Below are 18,213 nucleotides of genomic sequence, written 5' to 3' on the forward strand. Positions count from 1 at the left end.
GAAAAACACCAACCCAACCCACAAACAAGCAAAAACAAGAAACAAGACCAAGAAAAAAACAATAACCAAACTAAAACTATTAACAAAAACTATCTAATCAACTCTAAGACACCCAACCAGCCAGCCCATCAACCCAAAAAACACCCACCCCCCAACACACATTCGGGGGCGACTGCCACGCCACACCTCGCCTCCGATAACCAATCAACTAGGAAATCTTATAACCATCGCACCAAACGTGTTTAACTGTTAAATCACCAGAATTAAGCAAGAGCATATCTGCAGCGTATCCTCTCTCAATCATTCCCAATGGCGCACCTGTTATGTCATTAGGTTTATCAATACCTAAAGCATGCGCTGGAACAAGTGTTGCTGCTTCAATCGCCTCAGGCAAACCAAATCCAAGCTCTTTAACAGCACGCATCACAGAAACCTCTAATATAAGAGTAGAACCTGCAATAGCACCATTAGACACTAATCGAGCATGACCATCTTTTACTGTCACGTCTAAAGCACCTAATTTATAAGACCCATCAGCACAACCAGTAGCAGCCATAGAATCTGTAACTAAAGCAATGCGATGTTTGCCAGAATTCCAAATCATTCTTAGTACAGGATTCTCAACATGGAAACCATCGTTAATAAGCTCTATAGTCACTCTGGAATCTTCCAAAGCAGCAGGAATTGGACCAGGATTGCGATGATGTATCCCATTCATTGCATTAAATACATGCGTCATCAAAGTAGAACCATTATTAAACGCAGCACGAGCTAAATCATAATCAGCGTCACAATGCCCTAGCGCAGGAATAACTCCAGCTTCAGCGAATCGCCTAATTGCCTCAATACCATGCTCACGTTCAGGAGCTAAAGTTATTTGTCGCAAAGATCCATCTGCAGCTTCCAACAAAGCTTCTACACGCTCAGGAGTAGGGTCTACAAGACATTTAGGATCGTGAGCACCTTTACGAGAAAGCGCTAAAAATGGACCTTCTAGATGAGAACCAAGCACATCCGGACGATTATCCATAATATTTTTCACAACGCGCAAATTCTCGCGCATAACATTTAAAGGATTTGTGATCAAACTCAACACTTGTCTAGTAGTGCCATGAATTAGATGATAAGCACGCGCAATACGAATACCGTCAACTCCATCGTCAAACGAACTCTCCCAAGCACCATGCGAATGAAGATCAATATAACCAGGAGCAAGAAAATCCCCATTTGCATCAATAACAGAAACAGATTTTGTAGAACCAACTTTGTTTTCTAGCCCGCTAGAGGAGATAAAAGAGGTGAGATCCGTATCTCGAAAGCCTGTTTGCTGAATTACACCATCTACAACGACAATCCACGCATTGTGTGCGATACCGCGAGCATCCACGCGAGTAGCATTCTTTATTATATATGTGCGACTTTCACGCGATGCGAATAAATCATCAATCTTCTGTGCAACTTCAGCATAAGTATTTCTTGACATTTCACTCACCTATCACCTTTTACTCACCTATCACCTATTTTTTATCTATCACTTATTATTTACCTATCACCTATTATTCATCTATCACTTATTAACTTATTCGATTATTATCAGATACCTTGCCAAGAAGGCTTATTTGCATACACAAAACGATAATAATCAGATAATTTCAGGCGGCTTGCTGCTGCTTCATCAACAATCACAGTTGCGTGAGGATGTAGCTGAAGTGCGGAAGCAGGACACAACGAGCTAACAGCGCCCTCAACAGTTGCAGCAACAGCATCCGCCTTATTCTCACCAAAAGCGAGAAGTACAAGATGACGAGCACGAAGAATAGTGCCAATACCTTGAGTAATGCAATGAGTAGGCACTTTAGTAATATCACCTTCAAAGAAACGACAATTATCAATACGAGTTTGTTGAGTCAAAGTCTTAACACGAGTATTAGAAGCTAAAGAAGAACCTGGCTCATTAAATCCAACATGACCGTCTGAACCTATACCGAGAATTTGCACATCAATACCGCCAGCAGCCTTAATAGCAGCATCATACTCAGCTCCTGCGCGCGCAATCTTTTCTCCTTCACTCAATGGAGCACCTTGCAACACATCTCCTGGAACGTGAACTAAATCTGGATTCAAACCAATTAAATCAGTAACAGTTCTACGGATTGTACTGTGATACGACTGCTCATGTTCAAGAGGCAAACCAATATATTCATCTAAAGCAAAACCGCGAACATGACTTACGTCAACATTTTTTTCTTTAACAAGACTAGCTAAATGCTCATAAGCTTTTAATGGACTTGATCCAGTCGCTAAACCAAGCACAGCATCTGGTTTGCGCTCAATAAGCGAAACCACGCTTTTAGCATATAATTCGCCTGCTTCATCTTGATCACGCACAATAATTACTTCAGCCATCGTTGCCTCCTTAAAGCGCAGACACAAATCTGCACGTATCCACTTGCGCATACAACTCGCACATATTGCACGGGTACAGTCTTCGTACTCCTTTTGTACATTCGTCGTACAAAAACACCTAAAGCGTTATAAAGCAATAATACAAATTATGCAAAGAAAGCAAATTATATTTATTTCACCATTTTGTTTACTTTCTTTACAATTAAAAATACACCAAAATAAGGACTTTAACAACAGCTAAAAAATATTCATCTATAAAATTTGGATAAATCTTTTAGAATGAACTTATTTCGCATAATCGCAATAAAAAATGAAGCAAAAGAGATAATTTTAAAAAATTATTAAGTTTTACTTTCAAATTTACTAAGATACTAACTGAATATAGTTATTAACCTATTTAGCATACTTACTAGGCTATTTACTATACGCTAAACAATCTGCTAAAATTCATAACTTGTACTAAATATTTAATGTATGCAAAAAGAAAAACGAGAAAATCTATTCTCAAATCAATTCCAAAAGAATAAAAATAAAAAGAATAATTAAAAAAAAAAATTAAAAAATAAAAGAATAAAAGGGATAGCAAAAAGATGAGAAAACGCGCGAACATACTAAGCTCAGCAAGCACAATTGCAATAACTTTTGGATTGATTATTTCTGCATTCACTGGATTACCAAAATATACAAACGCAGCATATGCATCTGAAACACAAAACGCACCCACTCCTCTTACAGCCAAAACCGCACACGACATTTCTACTGGCAGAATTCGCTTAGAAAATAATCAGATTGACTCATTGCTATATCACAAGCCCGAGCTAGATCCAAATGTAGATAGCGATGGCGATGGACTTAAGAACAGTGAAGAACTTTATACATACGTTAAAAACGGACGCACATATTACGGATACAATTCGCATCCACTTATAAAAGATAGCGATGGCGATGGCATTGATGACAAAACAGACGAAAATCCGCGTAGATGGGATATTAGCCCTCGCGATATGGCACTGTTTATGGAACTCGTGTATAGAGAAGACGATTACGTCAAAAAAGTACTTGACTATTCAAAACCACTAACTAAGATTCACAAGAACCGCAACGAATATAAGCTCATGCATAACGAGCTTGCGCCATTCTGGAAAGTCAAAGAAACATACCATTATGGGAGTGGATTTGATGCCATATTATTTGAAAATGTAAATCCTGCATATCCATTTATTGAGCAAAACGGCGTGCAAGTTCTTGCAATACGCGGAACTGAAAGCAAATCTGACATATGGAATGATGTATTGCTTGGAACTGGCTCAAACCCAGGTCAAGCTGCTGATATAGATAAACTAATTGATACCTATCGTCAAAATAACACTGTAAGCAATCTTTACGTTACTGGTCATTCTTTAGGCGGATATTTAGCGCAAAGAGCTTTAATTCGAGCTAAAAGTAGTGGCTCTTCCTTTAAAATTAAGGCCTATACTTTTAACGCTCCAAAGATTAAAGGAAATCTATTCAACAAATGGCTTTGGGAAACATCTGATTTTGGCGACAAATTAACAGAAGATGGTTATGCCGTTCATTACAAGGTTGATAATGATAAGGTAATAGGACCAATAGGGAACTTCAAAGGCGCAATAAGCGTAGGAAGATCTGGAGAAGGTCACGGATCTCGCAGTTACTTTGAGCCTAGAATGAATGATTTCGAAGGATTCACAGTTGGCGAGCGCAAAGATATAAGCGGCATTGGAAGAAAAATAACAGCTTTAGATGGATTAGTTAATGAACCAGTTATTAAAACTGACGAACAATCTTTCGAGCCTAAAATTAAAGACATAGACATTTTTGAAAACGATACTTTACCAAAAGTAACAGATTATCTTCTTAATGCATCAGACAGACCGCAAGAATCTACCATTACAGATATTACAGATAAAACTGCTATTGATACTTCTAAAAGCGGGAAATATCAAGGTAAAATATTACTCACATTTGCCAATAACAAGTTTAAAATTCTTATAGTTCCTATAACTGTGCATAAGCGATTAGCTGATATTATGCAAATTCCAACTGTTACTGCTATAGAAAACAAGGAAATAAAGATTGAGAAAGACTCATCTATTCCTAGCAATTTTGATTTCACTCCATATTTGAGCACTTTGCCAGACGAAAGCAAAGTTTCAGTTATTGAACAGCCAAAAACTGAAAATATTGGCATTACAACGTTTACTGTAGAAATAACGTTCAAAAATGGGTCAAAAAGAAGAGTTAAACTTAACGCTCATGTTGTTAAAACTATAAAAGCAGAAGTATTGCAACCTGCAAAAAAGATCATTGCTTGGACAGAGCTTACTCCATCAACTCCAATAAAGAAAGAGCCAGAAAATCCTACTCCTTCACCTAAGCCTGTTCCTACTCCTGTAGTTCCTGCACCTTCTCCACAACCTAATCCAGCGCCTTCACCAGAGCCAAACCCTACTCCAGTGCCGAAGCCTGAACCTGTTCCAGTTCCAACTCCACAGCCAGAAATTCCTGAACCTGCGCATCCTGAACCTGCTCCAAAACCTCAACCTCAACCAAACCCGACTGTTCCATCCACTCAAGAACAAGAGAACCCAGTAACGCCAAAGCAAAATTCACAAAATCACGAACAACCTGCTGAACACAACGATCAAGAGCATCAGAGCGAAGAACACAAAAAATCAACAAAAACGCCTTCTGCTCCAATAAGCTCTGCAGATCTTAATCGCGAACTCGCAAATACGCTTAAAGCCGGCGAAAATAACATCGTTTACGCTGGTAAAAATAATGAAATCACACTGTATTTAAATACTACATCTGAATTTATGCAAAAACTTAAGCGCGAAAAGGTATTAAAAGCGTACGCGTATATTTATTCAGATCCTAGATTGTTATACAGTCCAACTGGAACATCATATGTGACTGTTTACTATAACGAAAATAGTAAGCCAACATTCAAAGCTGCTATTCCTGAAGAATATGTTGGGAATCACACAATTGTGTTAATAGATGAAAACGGAAAACAAGTAGCGTGGAATAACGTACTAGTTAAACAAAGCAAATCTTTTGAATATTCTGAAAATAAGCGCCAAAACTCTGTAAATGATACTCTAGCGAAGACTGGAAATAATATTTTGACAATTATATTAATCTTTACGCTTATAGTATCTTTGCATATTACGATTGAAACTATTAAAAACACAAAAAGATTTGGAACGAAAAAAGAAAATTAGAGGGAATTAGACAAATCTAGACAAATCTAGACGAATCTAGACGAAATTAGACAAAATTAGATAAAACTAGACAAAACCAGAGGAACATAAAACACTATAAAACAGGCGAATCTCAAAAACAATAATTCAACTAGCAAATGAATAAAACATCTAAAAGCTAATAGTTATAACAAATCTAAAAAACGTGAGAGTTTAACTATTAAACAAAAAACAGTTTATTTTATTGATATTCAATAAATTTTCCTTTTATACGCATTGTTGTATTTTTAAACAAAATAACAGTGTAGAATAGTAGTTGTTAGTTGCAGTAATGAAACAATTAAGATTTAAAAAATTAAGATTCATTCTTAATAAAAAGCGTGTTCTCAAAGTCGATTTCTCAACGCGCATTTGAAAAGAATCTATCAAAAAATAACTGAATATCATACAAATAACTGAATATAGCTAGCGATTTTATAAATGTAAAAATCATGCGAACAAAATAGGAGTTGTCATGAAAAAGTACATTAAACTTGCAGGTTTTTTCACTGGTCTGTGCCTTGTATTTAGCATGCTGAGCTTCACTTCCCCCGCAATGGCTTATACGCGAAGCGAATCTACTACTAGTACACACACTCCTCTTACAGTGGAAACCGCTAAAGAAATTTCAGATGGAACTATTCGCCTTGAAACGCCAGGCGCGATTGATATGTCGTTATTCCATAAAAAACCTCTTAATCCTAATGAAGATTTGGATGGTGATGGTTTAACTAACAGTCAAGAAATTTACACTTACACAAAAAATGGCAAAACTTATTACGGATATAATTCTCATCCAAAAATTAACGATACGGATGGAGATGGTATCCCAGATAACGAAGACAAGAATCCGTTACGATGGGATATTAGCGTTCGCGATATGACACTATTCTCTGAGCTTTCTTACAGAAACGATGATTACATTAAAAAAGTTCTTGATTACACAAGACCACTTCACGATGTTTATAGAAATCGCAACGAGTATCGTCTGATTCACAATGAAATAGCTCCATTCTGGAAAGTTAAGGAAACATACCATTATAGGGGTGGATTTGATGCCGTATTGTTTGAAAATGTGAGCCCTTATCCATTCCTTGAACAAGGAACAGTTCAAGTGCTCGCAATTCGCGGAACTTCGCAATTCAATGATTATGACGATGACTTCGCAATAGCTGTTGGGCACAATCCGGATCAAGCTCGCGATGTTGAGAATCTAATGGAACGCTATGGACGTGAAAACACTGTTAGCAACTTGTACATTACAGGTCATTCTCTCGGCGGATATTTGGCACAACGCGCTTTAATTCGCGCTAAAGGCAAAGGATATCCTTGGATTAGAAAGATTTACACTTTCAACGCTCCACAAATTTGGGGAAATATTTTCAACCGCTGGCTTCGTGAAGTTGCAAAAACTGGAAATCGTCTAACTCAAGAAGGTTATGCAGTTCACTACAAAGTGGATAACGATAGAGTAATACGTTCTGTTGGCAATTTCGCAGGGGCTATTAGCATAGGCCGTTCATACGAAGGACATGGATCTCGTAGCTACTTTGAGTCGCGCATGAACAGATTCCCAGGATTCACAGTTGGAACAAGAGGTGACATTTCTGGAACAGGACGTTATATGAAAGAACTAAATAATTTCTATAATGTTCGCACATTTTAATAGATAAAACTTACAATTTAATCTCCTAATAAATAAGCGCTGACTCGCTTGAACAATAAGTTTTAAGCAAGTTGGCGCTTTCATATTTTTCGTCCTCGCCAACTGACTATTCAATGCAACAACTATTTGTAATATCTAATCGTTACATTGGCATAAAGAAAAAATAAAATCATAGAATTTTGTAAAGAATTTTACACACTATCAACACACAATTTACTACATTAAAGATAAATTATCTTTATATTACTGAGCACATTATTTGCACATTTAGCCTATTTTTAAGGTGTAATAACAAGCGAAGAACGTTGATATATCAACTCTCCCCACATGGATACTTACACGTTCATTTTGATACAAGACTGGCTTGGGGGCAGATTCATTCGGTAGGGGGGTGTTTTCCAAAGACGGGGGTAGGAATTGCTGGTTTTTATTGCTGTGAGCGAGTTATCTGGCCGATTATTCGTCTTTGAAGATGACGCTGATGGCTCCATTAGCGTTGATAATGGCGTGGTCGACGAGGGTGTTCCATGCTTGGTCGCTGTATGCGAGTGGTGGCAGGGTGGCGAGGTAGAAGTGGACTTTGATGGCTTGTGCTCGGCGGTGGCGCAGATCGTCGATCTTGTCGGTGATATGCTGGTGCTCGGTCTCGAGTTGGCGGTGTCGGGTTTCGAGCTGGTGGTAGCGGCGGTCGTAGTCGTCGGGGTCGTGGGCTGTGGCTGCTGCGGTGGTGATGAGTTAGTTCATCAGCGTGATCGTTTCTTCGATCCGCATAACCCCAGTAAGCAACTAGGACGCATCTACGAGCGGGCTTTCAATAGTTGCTCCATCACGTCATCACCCGGAGCCGTGCCCGAGTAGTCGGTGGTGCAGGTGGCGCGGACGATCTCGTAAATCTCGTACCAGTACACGTTCGCTTGCTTCCCGAACGACTGGGACATGGCGACGAACGGGGACGCGATTGCAGCCCCTGTGGTTGGGTGCTTGCCAAGTAGGCCGAACTTGGAGATCGCCTGCTCGCACTGCACATACCGCGCGAACGCCTGCGCATAGGATTCAATCAGGCGCGGGACTACGAACTGGGAGCAGCCACGCGCATCGAGCCATTGCCAGGTCTCGCGATACACCACATCGGCGCCTAGGGGTTTACCATCCCGCTGAACCTCAGACAAATACTCGCTAGGTTCTGGCATGGTCTCCCCGGCGAGCACTGCGTCCTCACCCACATCGGAGCCGCTGAAATCAAACACGTCCTCAAGCGGATCATGCAACCTAGTCGCAGGGCTGCCTTTGGCAACCTTCTCACTCAACGCACCCGACGTCCACCCCTGTTAGTACCATTCTTAGCCATGGGAATCCTCCCCTCTTGCTGGACGTGCTGATACTCTATATAATTTCACCAGTTGACATAATTAGCATCGGTAATGGAGAGACTTCGTGGACTACTGAGATGGAAGCGACCAATAACTTATCCAATCGTGGGATTCGGTATAGATGGCTGCTAGGTATTACCTTTGTATTTTTCGCTTGCCATGTTTCCTACACCGTTTTAGCTCTTACGCTTCCGAGTATTCAGCTACTCGGGTCACTTTTGATTGCTGTATCAATACCCGTTAGCGCTCTTTTTGGTTGTGTCCTGCCACTCAGAGGGTTTAACTCTCGATTCTTGATTAAATCTGGGTTCTCTATTTTCGTTGGCATTGTAGCAGCTTACGCCACGGCACAACTAGCTGAGAGTGGCAATTTATCAGTGCGAGCAATGCTCTGCGGGCACCTCGTACTCAATCTGACAATCTACACTTTAATGTGTGGTTTAACGACAATCTATATTCGCCGTCAGCAAACTGGGTGTACTCGACGCCCAGAAACCACTGAGGATCAACAACTAGACGACAATCAATAGTCTACAGGTGCCCAACAACCCTACCCTCTTACTAATCATTTCTCCGACTCAGGTAGGCTTTTCATTCCTTTGTTCAACGCGTCAGTGAGGTTTTCAATAAACGATTCACTATGATCAATGATTACCGTTGCCCCATCTTTGATCACAACATGCACGGACGTTGTATTCGGGTAGTTGGCGTTTACCTCTGTCAATTTGCCATCATATGTAAACCAACGAAGTGTTATATCGCTACGGGAAATTTTACGTGCAGACTCTGAACAGACCTGATGTGGTACATCAGCTGGTGATGCTGAGTGAGTGTCAACGCATACCTGGCCTTTAGTTTGATAAACGTCAACGGTATTGTTGCCAGAGTCGACTCTAGCCACCAAATACTTCGCATCAATTTTGGGAGAGGTAACCACGACTCCAGGGATTAGATTGAAATAGAGCGCGATTAAAATTCCGAGGATAGAGAGCGCGCAGGCAGCAATAATGAGCGCTATTTTTCTTATTCTGAGAACAAGAATTCTAGTTTTCACATTGTTGCTGCCTGCGTTCATTGCTTTGCGCTCCTATCCAGCTGCTCCGTGCCACCAGCCCTCCGACTAGCCCAGCTTCGGGTGCGACGACAACTACAACGGCAGCCAGTGCCACGAGCGCGACAACACCGACTGCTACAGCAACTGCCTTGCCAGAAACCTCGGGTAGTCGTAATTCTACACCTAGCGTTGAATGCAGGGTGACCTCATAGGTGACAGTCACGGACATGGTGGACTTTACTGCGGTGTTTCCGCTTGCAAGGTTATCTGAATCCACTCGAATCCATACCTGCAATGAAGTGGGATCCACAACTGTGAGTCCATATGAAATATTTCCTGACTTAACAGACCCTGCTATACGTTTGATTTTTGAGGCGAAGTCACCATTGGAACCGAAATCTTTCACATCGAAGGTTGCGCTTGCGGAGTCAATTGAACTTAGAGTCGAGGCTGACAGTTCTCCCGCATTGTTTACCGTGATGTTAGTTGAAAACAATTCATTAGAGGATGTCGTTGCTTGAGTCGCGATATGTGCTGAGACCTTCATGTCGAAAGTTGGCGTATGCACATTGCCAAGCTCAAGTGTCTGGCCGTATTCCCAGCCAACAGAAGAAAAGCTTGGGTAGTAACCCAAGGGCTCAAGTACACGTCGCACGAAAGTTTCTCGTGCGATCTCGAGCAGATTACGTCGGTTATCTTCTTCCAGCTCTTCTGGCGTTTTCGCAGGAACCTTAACAAACGAACTTACACCCCTGTCTCGCCCCGAATACGCATCTTTGTCTAGCGGGAAGCTAGGCGATGACGGGAAAGTAAATTCGTGGAATTGATCAAACGCCCAATTATCAGGGATTGCGTAACCAAGATTACCTGAAAAGCCGGTTGACATATCTCCAACGAAAGAAAACGACGCATAACCGGCTTCACTAACCTTGGCGCATACCAAGCGCGGTCCATAGACGCCTACCTTATAGCGCAGACGATTCTTCGACGAGTTGAACGCTGCCTTGATTTGCCGGAAATACAGAAGAATCATGGAATCGATTTGAAATTCGTAAGCATCAAAATCGACGGCGAAATAAATTGTTACGCCCGATGGAATTCCGATACGTTGAGCGGCACTAATAGCTGTCACAGCATCAATAGTTCCTTGGGAACTGTTAGCGAAGTATTCTTGATAGTACCCACCATCTTGATAGATCGGGAAAACTGCCAAACCAGCATCGGTGATGTTCTTTACCTCGTCTTGTGTCAGCGCTTTCGAGGTATCCTTGCCAACGTATCCGGTCAAATATCGGCCAACATGAGTGTAACCGGCCGCCTTCAAGTCCTTAGCTTGTTGCGCATTCAGTACCGTTGCGCAATCACAGGCTTTGCAGGCTCGGTTTGGGTCGCCTTTTGAGGTCAATAGGCTCATCCAGGTGGTTGGGTCAACTTTCCCAGTAACAGGTAGCGCGTAGTCTGCTTGGAAGGTGCGAACCTGAGCAGCCAATCTTGCATCCCAGGTTCGGGTTACGGAACTGGATTGCCCGTTACATACCAGTCCGGCGCTTGCCAACCATACCCAATCTCCACTACCTGAACTAACTGTCTTCAGGCGGCTACGGGTACCGTTACCGAAGTTGCCGGTCGCCTGCTCGGGAGTGAATCCTTCGAGAGCCTGAAGCACTTGAATCAGACCAGTATTCATTTCACGCCCGTAGATACCATCGGTGGGAAGGATACCGGTGTATGCCTTGTAGTCATGGTTAATCCTTTGCTGGATCGCCCGGATAGAAGCCTTTCCTCCATAGGCTGATAGCAATCTGAACTGTTTCATTGACAGCAAGGCCATCATCAACTCCACGTCAACGGTAGAAGACGTATCTGACAAGCCGATATCAGCTTTCATCTTGCTAATAGATGAAGCCATGTTGTCAGTGAACTTAGTGGTAAGACCGCCATACTCGGCCGGGTACCCTTTGCACCACAACGCGCCTTGAATAATCTCGTGAACATTACTAGATCCAGGGTTCTTACTGATACCATTAGGCCAGCGGGAGTTGAATCGAGATTGCGTGCCAGGGCCGAAGTTATTCGCGGTGGCCGTAATTCCCAATTCAATCTGTAAAGCTCGAATCAGACCGTTAATTGTATCCCATGAGGAACCGGACGATGCTTACCGCGAGATTCCCGATGATGCAGCTGATTTCTTGCCTGGAATCGATTGACGTTGAGAGGTATCAAGCTTTGATTTGTCCCGCTGTCCTTCGGGAAAGGTACTTTTTGGCGCTTGCCGAACCTTTTGGCGCTCCGCACTCAACGTCGCCCAGCGTGGTTCACGTCGCCTCATGGCGCGCATCGACAACGGCAGATACCAGAGCCGCACCGTCCCGGTAGACCACACGGCACCTCTCGCCACCGCACGTTTCCCCAAGTCATGCGCCAGTTTCGACTAATCTGCGCACCCAAGCCCCGCTCGCCCTTGTATCCAACTCGGTACGGTCTGCGAGCATGCCAATGGATCCCGCACTTCTCTGTCTATCTGATACCTTTCGGCGGCACTCATACTTTTCGGCGCAAGCCGCACTTTTTGGCACTACCCCCTTAGAACACTATTCGCAATCCAATCGAAGCACCTAAAACGCGCCCAAGCACCCGCTTCCACGCCCGATCCGCACCATGCCAGAAGCACAACAAACCCCTCGAATTCCTTGTTTTACCTAGTAAAACTCGTAACACGAGGGGTCCTGTTTGCACTCACACTTTTGTATCAAAATGAGCGTCCACGTGGAGCGGACAACGGGAATCGAACCCGCCTCTGAAGCTTGGGAAGCTTCCATTCTACCGATGAACTATGTCCGCAAGTTTTAACTTAAGCCAAAACAGTAAAACAGCAAAAACTAGTATTACAAATCTTAATCCAAGTTTTAACTTAAATTAACCACTTAACAATATCATGCGCCGCTTACTGTTACAACACTTTTTTTATTTGGAATAATAATATTTACCTTCGCTCGCACGCGAACCTCATTAGCTATATGCATCAATTTTTCAATGCGATCATCAACAGGTGGGTGAATCGAGAATAATCTAGAAAACAACGTAGAATGCTTTTCATACGGATCAACAATCATAAGAGCAGAAACTATACGCACGCCTGCAATAAGCTCCATTTTATGCAATTGAGCACCATAAGAAATCTTATTTAGCGCTGACGCTAGAGCAGCAGGATCTTTAGTAACATTACTTGCATATTTATCTGCACTAAATTCACGATCACTAGATAAAGCTAACTTAACGAATAACGCACCGATTGGCCCAAATACAAAACTCAATCCTTTACCAATAAAAGTAACTACGCTAAAAACGCAAATCTTAAGAAGATTTTGTAACTTTGATTTAGATTCAATCTCGTTATTCTTATATTTTTGAAAATATTTCTCACCAAAATACATGAGCCAATATCCAAAATAAGATACGGCAGCAGCCATAAGAGAAGCGAGAGCAGCAGTGAAGATATCATGATTATATACATGCATCAATTCATGAGAAACTACACTACGTAACTCTCGCTCATTCAATATGTTTAAAAGACCACGCGTGCAACATAAGCAAGCATGACGCTCACTACGACCAGTTGCAAAAGAATTAGGGCTCGCATACGGAGCAACATAAATCTTTGGCATCGGTTTTTCTAATCTAGCAGAGATTTCACGCACAATTCCATAAAGTACAGGCTCTTCTTCCTCTGTTACTTCACGAGCTTTAATAACACTAATTACAAGCTTGTCTGCAAACCAATACGATATTGCGTTAATAACAATCCCAATAATCACGAACCAAATCAATAAGCTTAATTTCGCTCCCAAAACAAGCCATAGCAGCACTAAAGGAATCCACATTACTGCAAAAAGTAATGCTGTCCTCATACTGTTGCAATATTTTGCACTTTCGCTGCCAAACATAGTTATCATGATAATTAGAATGTCTGGAATTTTACTGAATGCAAACTGAGTATTACTTAAAGAAAATCTGAAATTTATTATTCTCCTAAAGCAATAGCGCATAGATCTTCAGCAGAAACTACTTTCTTACGAGTCCTATTTTCTTTAGATCCAATCTCACGCTCATAAGCATCAACACGCTTCCATCCAGAATAATCAATTGGTTTAACGCCTTTTTCTTCCAACAATTTATCTATAGCTTTAGAGTCACGATTAAGCGCAATGCAGCCACAATTCCCAGTTTTAGATAAATCTTCAAGCATGTGGTTCACAATAAGAAGGGCATCAGATTTTGTAGAACCAATCAATCCAACAGGACCACGCTTAGCCCAACCTGTAACGTATAGGCGATTGCGCACATCTCCATCAAGCGCAGAAGTTAATATGCGTCCCTCATTATTAGCTAGAACTGTACGCTCAAAATCATAAGCAATTCCAGAAATTTGAGAAGGAAGATACCCAATCGCATGGTACACAGCTTGAACTGGATATTCCTCGAATTCGCCTGTACGAGTCATTTTTCCATCTGCACTTGTAACAGTGCGTTCAATACGAATCGCAGACACTCGCCCATCTTCACCGAGAATCTCTACAGGTGCGGAATTGAAGTGAATAACGTAACGAAGATTTGCAGGATTGCCTTCAAAATCAACATTCCCCCCATCTTCCATGTCTTCAGCCATATCTCGTATAGCGAATAATTCTTCAACCATTTGGCGAGTAATTTTGTCTGAACCAGCAACTTCTATAGTTTCTTCATCAAGATCAAAATCATCTTCGTCTATAACGATTTGCACGCCAGGCAATTTTTCCATCTCACGCAATTCTTGCACTGAGAATTTTGCTTGTGCAACCCCTCTACGAACAAATAAGTGCAAAGTTTGTATTTGATTTTGCTTCAAGCCCTCGTATACATAGTCTGGAATATCTGTATTATTACGCAAATAATCAGGATTGCGTAGTAATTCACGAGCAATATCCATAGCTACATTACCGCCACCAATAACAGCAACTTCTTTAGCGTTAAGAGGCCATTGGTGCTCAGTATTTGGGTATCCGTCATACCATTCAACAAATTTTGCTGCACCTTTTACACCGTCTAAATCAGCACCAGGAACATCTTTAAGTGGGCGATCCGCTATTGCACCAGTAGCAAAAAGTACTGCATCATAGTATTGAAGAATCTCTTCAAGATTTATATCTTTACCAAATTCAACATTCGCATATAAATGAATATTTGGATTATCAAGAGTTTTTTCTAAAGCGTCTGCAATAAATTTAATACTTGGATGATCCGGAGCAACACCATAGCGCACCAATCCAAACGGAACTGGCAATTTTTCAAAGAGGTCGATTCTAGCACTATTACACAAGCCTAATTCGTCACTTCGTTTCGCTAATTGACGCAAAAATATATCCGAAGAATATACTCCAGCAGGCCCTGCGCCTATTACAGCAATTCGTAATTCAGACGTTTCATGTGAAACACTCTCATTATCAATTTTCAACATAAATATCCCCTACGGTTATTCCGTTTTCTTTCATAACACTCACATAATAATTTAAGAGCGCTATGGCAACAGGCTTTTCACTCGTTTAATAAAAGCCACAGCTGAATATTGTCACGAAGAACGCAATGCTGTCAATGCCCACATAATAGAAATTACATCAATAATTTCTTGCATCATTGCTCCAATTACAGCAGGAATAAATCCAAATGCAGCAAAAAGCATGCTAATTATTGCCAATCCAATACCAATAAAAACAGATTGAATCATAATACGCTTAGTACGTTTTGCGATTCCAACAGCATTCGATACTGCAAAAATATCATTATTCATAATAACTACTTGAGCACATTCAGAAGCCGCTGTATCTGTTCCATCTGTTATAGCTACACCAATATCTGCAGCAGACAACACCGGAGCATCGTTCACTCCATCCCCAACCATCATCGTAATAGAAGAAGATTTCTTAGAATTATATCCAGTAAGTAATTTAGAAGAGAAATCTGGAAGTAATTTAGAAAAGAGCAAAGAGAGCAAAGAGAATTTCGTAGATGACTTCCGAGTTTCAATTAAATCAGATTTCATATTATGCTGTTTTACATATGGCAATTTATCTTCAGGAAGCAAGCTCGCATGTACACAATCAATACCTACGCTATTTGCTATAGATAATGCGGATTTAATACCATCTCCAGTAAGCATTGAAATAGATTTCACGCCTAGTTTGCGTAAAGTTTCAACAGTTGCCTTAGCATTATCTCTAGGAACATCTTTCAAAACAATTCTACCTACAAGAACGCCATCAAAAGAAACATAAGTAGACATTTCATCTGAAGCGAGCGCACTAAAATCAACTATTTGATCAAAAGAATTGTTTTGTTCACCTGGATTGTTTTGTACAGAGCACTTTTGCGATTCAGAAGAATTATGCGATTCAGAAGAATTTTGCATATCTAGGCTCGAATTGAAATCAGAATTATCTATTACATACTTTTTACGACCTACTCTTACAAAAATCTCATCTACAACACCTTGAATACCCATTCCCGCTGTTTCTTTAACACTATGAACTACAGGATACTCACGTATACTAGGTAGTTCAGGATTTTGAGTAGGATGAGATTTTTCCCATAGCAAAGACCCTGCTTTTGCAATTCCGCCAGCTAAAATATGCTGAGAATACGTTTCAAGCACTCCAGCTAACATAACAATGCGATTTTTATCGTATGATTTATTAACTACATCAACGCGAATCACTTGAGGTGTCTTTTTTGTTAAAGTACCAGTTTTATCGAAGAAAACATCTGTAACACGGCTTAATTGCTCAAGCACATCCTGACTTTTAACAACAATTCCTATTTTCGCCGCGCGACCAGTACCAGCCATTAACGCAACTGGAACAGCAATAAGCAATGGACACGGAGTTGCTAATACTAAAACTTGCGCAAATCTAAGGGCTTCACCAGAAAATGCCCAAGCCACACCTGCAATCACAAAAGAAATTACAGTAAACGGCACTGAAAGCATATCTGCAAATCTTACAACTGCTGCTTTAGAAGATCTTGCTGACTCTACTAAAGTCATAATTTTTTGATATTGAGATTGCGAAGATAATTTAGTAACGCGCATAATAAGTACAACGCCACCATTAACGCATCCAGATAACACTTTTGCACCTGCATACAATTCACGAGGCACAGATTCACCATTGATAGCGCTTGTGTCTACAACAGCAGAACCACTTAACAATTCACCGTCAACTGGAACAGTTTCTCCAGGAAGTACAATAATCACATTACCAACACGCACATCCTCAACAGGGACTGTAGTATAACGCTGTAATTTAGAAGAATCTTGAACACTTTGCAAAAATGGGCAAGAGCTACAATTATGCGACTTAACAGAATTTACTTTCCTAAACTCATCACAATTGCATAATTTGCATGATTCAGGCTTACATTTATTATCAACTAAACACGGAGGCTCATAGGACTCACACGACTGGCTCGATTTGTGAGCTCGATTAAACTCATGCTCAATACCTAATAAAGTCATTAAGTGAGCTTTTTTAGGAGCAGCACTGACTAAAAGTTCTAGATTCTTTTGCGCTTTCATATTAGCGAAATCTTCAATGCCAGCTCCCGTCCACACCATCACAACTATTAAATAGCTTGCCCAAAATTCGCCAATTATAAGAGTAGAAAGTAGCGCTACGAATGCGAGTAAATCGATACCCAAAGTTCCATTACGCAAATCCTTAAACATGCTAACTAAAGATACGGCACACGTATATAAAACTAAGAAAACTATAATAATTTGCCCAATAGTTGGATTCATATTTAAGTAGAAATCAATATTCACAAGAAGAAATGCATTATGAATAATATGATTTATCTCAATCCAGAATCCTGAAAATATACGAAGATCTAATGAATATGAAGCAAAAATTATTGGAAATAGTACTACAACTACTGTTAATTGAGGTAGACGATTGAAATACGCTAAAAGTTTACGCATACACTTTCCTTACGCTGATCAAGTCAACTACGTAAAACGTTGTCAACACGATTTCACGCCTTGTTAACCCATTGACAGCCAAGCTCAAGACACGATCAAAAAAATCATCCAAAATGAGCAATAAATTAAACCAGAAGATTTAAACTCACTATCAATACACGGCGTAAAGATACTTATGTTTATTTAATTATTTAATATTATTTAATTATTATTTTCAGTTTTAAAAGTTGTTTTGTCATTATAACAAAAGCCCTTGATGAGAAACATTCTCATATAAAGCGATATAAGCCTACAACCAAAAACGAGTAATTGGAGGGGCTATTGGGGGGTTATTTCCCAAAAACGTTGATGTTTCAAGGGTTTTCGGCATGAAAAAGGGCTTCTAGTAATTTTCTAGAAACCCTACTTGTGGAGCTAAGGAGACTCGAACTCCTGACCCTCTG

12 protein-coding genes, 1 tRNA gene and 1 pseudogene are annotated in these 18,213 nt (G+C 40.7%); 5 read left to right on the forward strand and 9 right to left on the reverse strand.

The genetic code is table 11. The annotated features are described in order from the left end of the window. Positions 1-246 (forward strand): hypothetical protein (locus tag Q0X59_RS05430; protein ID WP_297643715.1); only part of this gene is annotated, 246 nt, incomplete at its 5' end. Here the strand turns inward: Q0X59_RS05430 and nagA are convergent. Both nagA and nagB read right to left on the reverse strand, forming a co-directional pair. Beyond that, a complete protein-coding gene (nagA, locus tag Q0X59_RS05435; RefSeq protein WP_297643738.1) occupies positions 209-1,483 on the reverse strand; it encodes an N-acetylglucosamine-6-phosphate deacetylase in 1,275 nt (424 codons plus the stop codon). The two genes, Q0X59_RS05430 and nagA, sit on opposite strands and share 38 nt — an antisense overlap. A gap of 110 nt (positions 1,484-1,593) precedes the next feature. Then, positions 1,594-2,406 carry a glucosamine-6-phosphate deaminase gene (nagB, locus tag Q0X59_RS05440; protein WP_297643717.1) on the reverse strand — a complete coding sequence of 271 codons (813 nt, stop codon included), beginning with the start codon at positions 2,404-2,406 and terminating at the stop codon, positions 1,594-1,596. Between the two features lie 590 nt (positions 2,407-2,996). On the opposite strand from nagB, the gene Q0X59_RS05445 reads away from it, so the two are divergent. From Q0X59_RS05445 to Q0X59_RS05455, 3 genes are all read left to right on the forward strand, one after another. Then, the gene (locus Q0X59_RS05445; RefSeq protein WP_297643719.1) at positions 2,997-5,654 is read left to right on the forward strand and encodes a Rib/alpha-like domain-containing protein; all 2,658 of its coding nucleotides are present in this window, start codon (positions 2,997-2,999) and stop codon (positions 5,652-5,654) included. A gap of 493 nt (positions 5,655-6,147) precedes the next feature. Then, the gene (locus Q0X59_RS05450) at positions 6,148-7,338 is read left to right on the forward strand and encodes a triacylglycerol lipase (RefSeq protein WP_297643721.1); all 1,191 of its coding nucleotides are present in this window, start codon (positions 6,148-6,150) and stop codon (positions 7,336-7,338) included. A gap of 417 nt (positions 7,339-7,755) precedes the next feature. Next, positions 7,756-8,196 carry a hypothetical protein gene (locus Q0X59_RS05455; RefSeq protein WP_297643724.1) on the forward strand — a complete coding sequence of 147 codons (441 nt, stop codon included), beginning with the start codon at positions 7,756-7,758 and terminating at the stop codon, positions 8,194-8,196. Here Q0X59_RS05455 and Q0X59_RS05460 read toward each other — a convergent pair. The 3 genes and pseudogenes from Q0X59_RS05460 to Q0X59_RS05470 all read right to left on the reverse strand — a co-directional run bounded on the left by Q0X59_RS05460 (position 8,136) and on the right by Q0X59_RS05470 (position 11,671). Further along, positions 8,136-8,686 (reverse strand): annotated as a pseudogene (locus Q0X59_RS05460) (P27 family phage terminase small subunit). The gene Q0X59_RS05455 and the pseudogene Q0X59_RS05460 overlap by 61 nt on opposite strands. A 587-nt stretch (positions 8,687-9,273) precedes the next feature. Then, the gene (locus tag Q0X59_RS05465; RefSeq protein WP_297643728.1) at positions 9,274-9,783 is read right to left on the reverse strand and encodes a hypothetical protein; all 510 of its coding nucleotides are present in this window, start codon (positions 9,781-9,783) and stop codon (positions 9,274-9,276) included. Beyond that, positions 9,752-11,671 (reverse strand): glycoside hydrolase domain-containing protein, encoded by a 1,920-nt coding sequence (locus Q0X59_RS05470; RefSeq protein ID WP_297643729.1) that lies wholly within the window; start codon positions 11,669-11,671, stop codon positions 9,752-9,754. The genes Q0X59_RS05465 and Q0X59_RS05470 overlap by 32 nt, the downstream gene beginning before the upstream one ends. Positions 11,672-11,840: 169 nt before the next feature. Between Q0X59_RS05470 and Q0X59_RS05475 the strand changes: the two genes are divergently transcribed. Further along, entirely contained in the window at positions 11,841-11,969 is a 129-nt protein-coding gene (locus tag Q0X59_RS05475) for a hypothetical protein (RefSeq protein WP_297643731.1), read from the forward strand. 560 nt (positions 11,970-12,529) lie between these two features. On the opposite strand, the gene Q0X59_RS05480 is transcribed toward Q0X59_RS05475, so the two are convergent. From Q0X59_RS05480 to Q0X59_RS05495, 4 genes are all read right to left on the reverse strand, one after another. Continuing rightward, positions 12,530-12,603: transfer RNA gene (locus Q0X59_RS05480), tRNA-Gly, on the reverse strand. A 92-nt stretch (positions 12,604-12,695) separates the two neighbouring features. Continuing rightward, a complete protein-coding gene (locus tag Q0X59_RS05485; RefSeq protein WP_233186132.1) occupies positions 12,696-13,670 on the reverse strand; it encodes a M48 family metalloprotease in 975 nt (324 codons plus the stop codon). Positions 13,671-13,783: 113 nt separating this feature from the next. Then, the gene (locus Q0X59_RS05490; RefSeq protein WP_297643734.1) at positions 13,784-15,256 is read right to left on the reverse strand and encodes an FAD-dependent oxidoreductase; all 1,473 of its coding nucleotides are present in this window, start codon (positions 15,254-15,256) and stop codon (positions 13,784-13,786) included. A gap of 111 nt (positions 15,257-15,367) precedes the next feature. After that, positions 15,368-17,770, reverse strand: coding sequence for an HAD-IC family P-type ATPase (locus Q0X59_RS05495; protein ID WP_297643736.1), 2,403 nt, complete (start codon positions 17,768-17,770; stop codon positions 15,368-15,370). Positions 17,771-18,213: the final 443 nt, after the last annotated feature.

This window comes from uncultured Gardnerella sp. (genome assembly GCF_947280595.1).
Classification (GTDB): domain Bacteria; phylum Actinomycetota; class Actinomycetes; order Actinomycetales; family Bifidobacteriaceae; genus Bifidobacterium; species Bifidobacterium vaginale_A.

Bases quoted from the DNA above. Each gene is read 5' to 3' on its own strand.
- Q0X59_RS05450 (WP_297643721.1), top strand. From the start codon at position 6,148: ATGAAAAAGTACATTAAACTTGCAGGTTTTTTCACTGGTCTGTGCCTT.
- Q0X59_RS05465 (WP_297643728.1), bottom strand. From the start codon at position 9,783: ATGAACGCAGGCAGCAACAATGTGAAAACTAGAATTCTTGTTCTCAGA.
- nagA (WP_297643738.1), bottom strand. From the start codon at position 1,483: ATGTCAAGAAATACTTATGCTGAAGTTGCACAGAAGATTGATGATTTA.
- Q0X59_RS05470 (WP_297643729.1), bottom strand. From the start codon at position 11,671: ATGGCTTCATCTATTAGCAAGATGAAAGCTGATATCGGCTTGTCAGAT.
- nagB (WP_297643717.1), bottom strand. From the start codon at position 2,406: ATGGCTGAAGTAATTATTGTGCGTGATCAAGATGAAGCAGGCGAATTA.
- Q0X59_RS05490 (WP_297643734.1), bottom strand. From the start codon at position 15,256: ATGTTGAAAATTGATAATGAGAGTGTTTCACATGAAACGTCTGAATTA.
- Q0X59_RS05495 (WP_297643736.1), bottom strand. From the start codon at position 17,770: ATGCGTAAACTTTTAGCGTATTTCAATCGTCTACCTCAATTAACAGTA.
- Q0X59_RS05445 (WP_297643719.1), top strand. From the start codon at position 2,997: ATGAGAAAACGCGCGAACATACTAAGCTCAGCAAGCACAATTGCAATA.
- Q0X59_RS05485 (WP_233186132.1), bottom strand. From the start codon at position 13,670: ATGAGGACAGCATTACTTTTTGCAGTAATGTGGATTCCTTTAGTGCTG.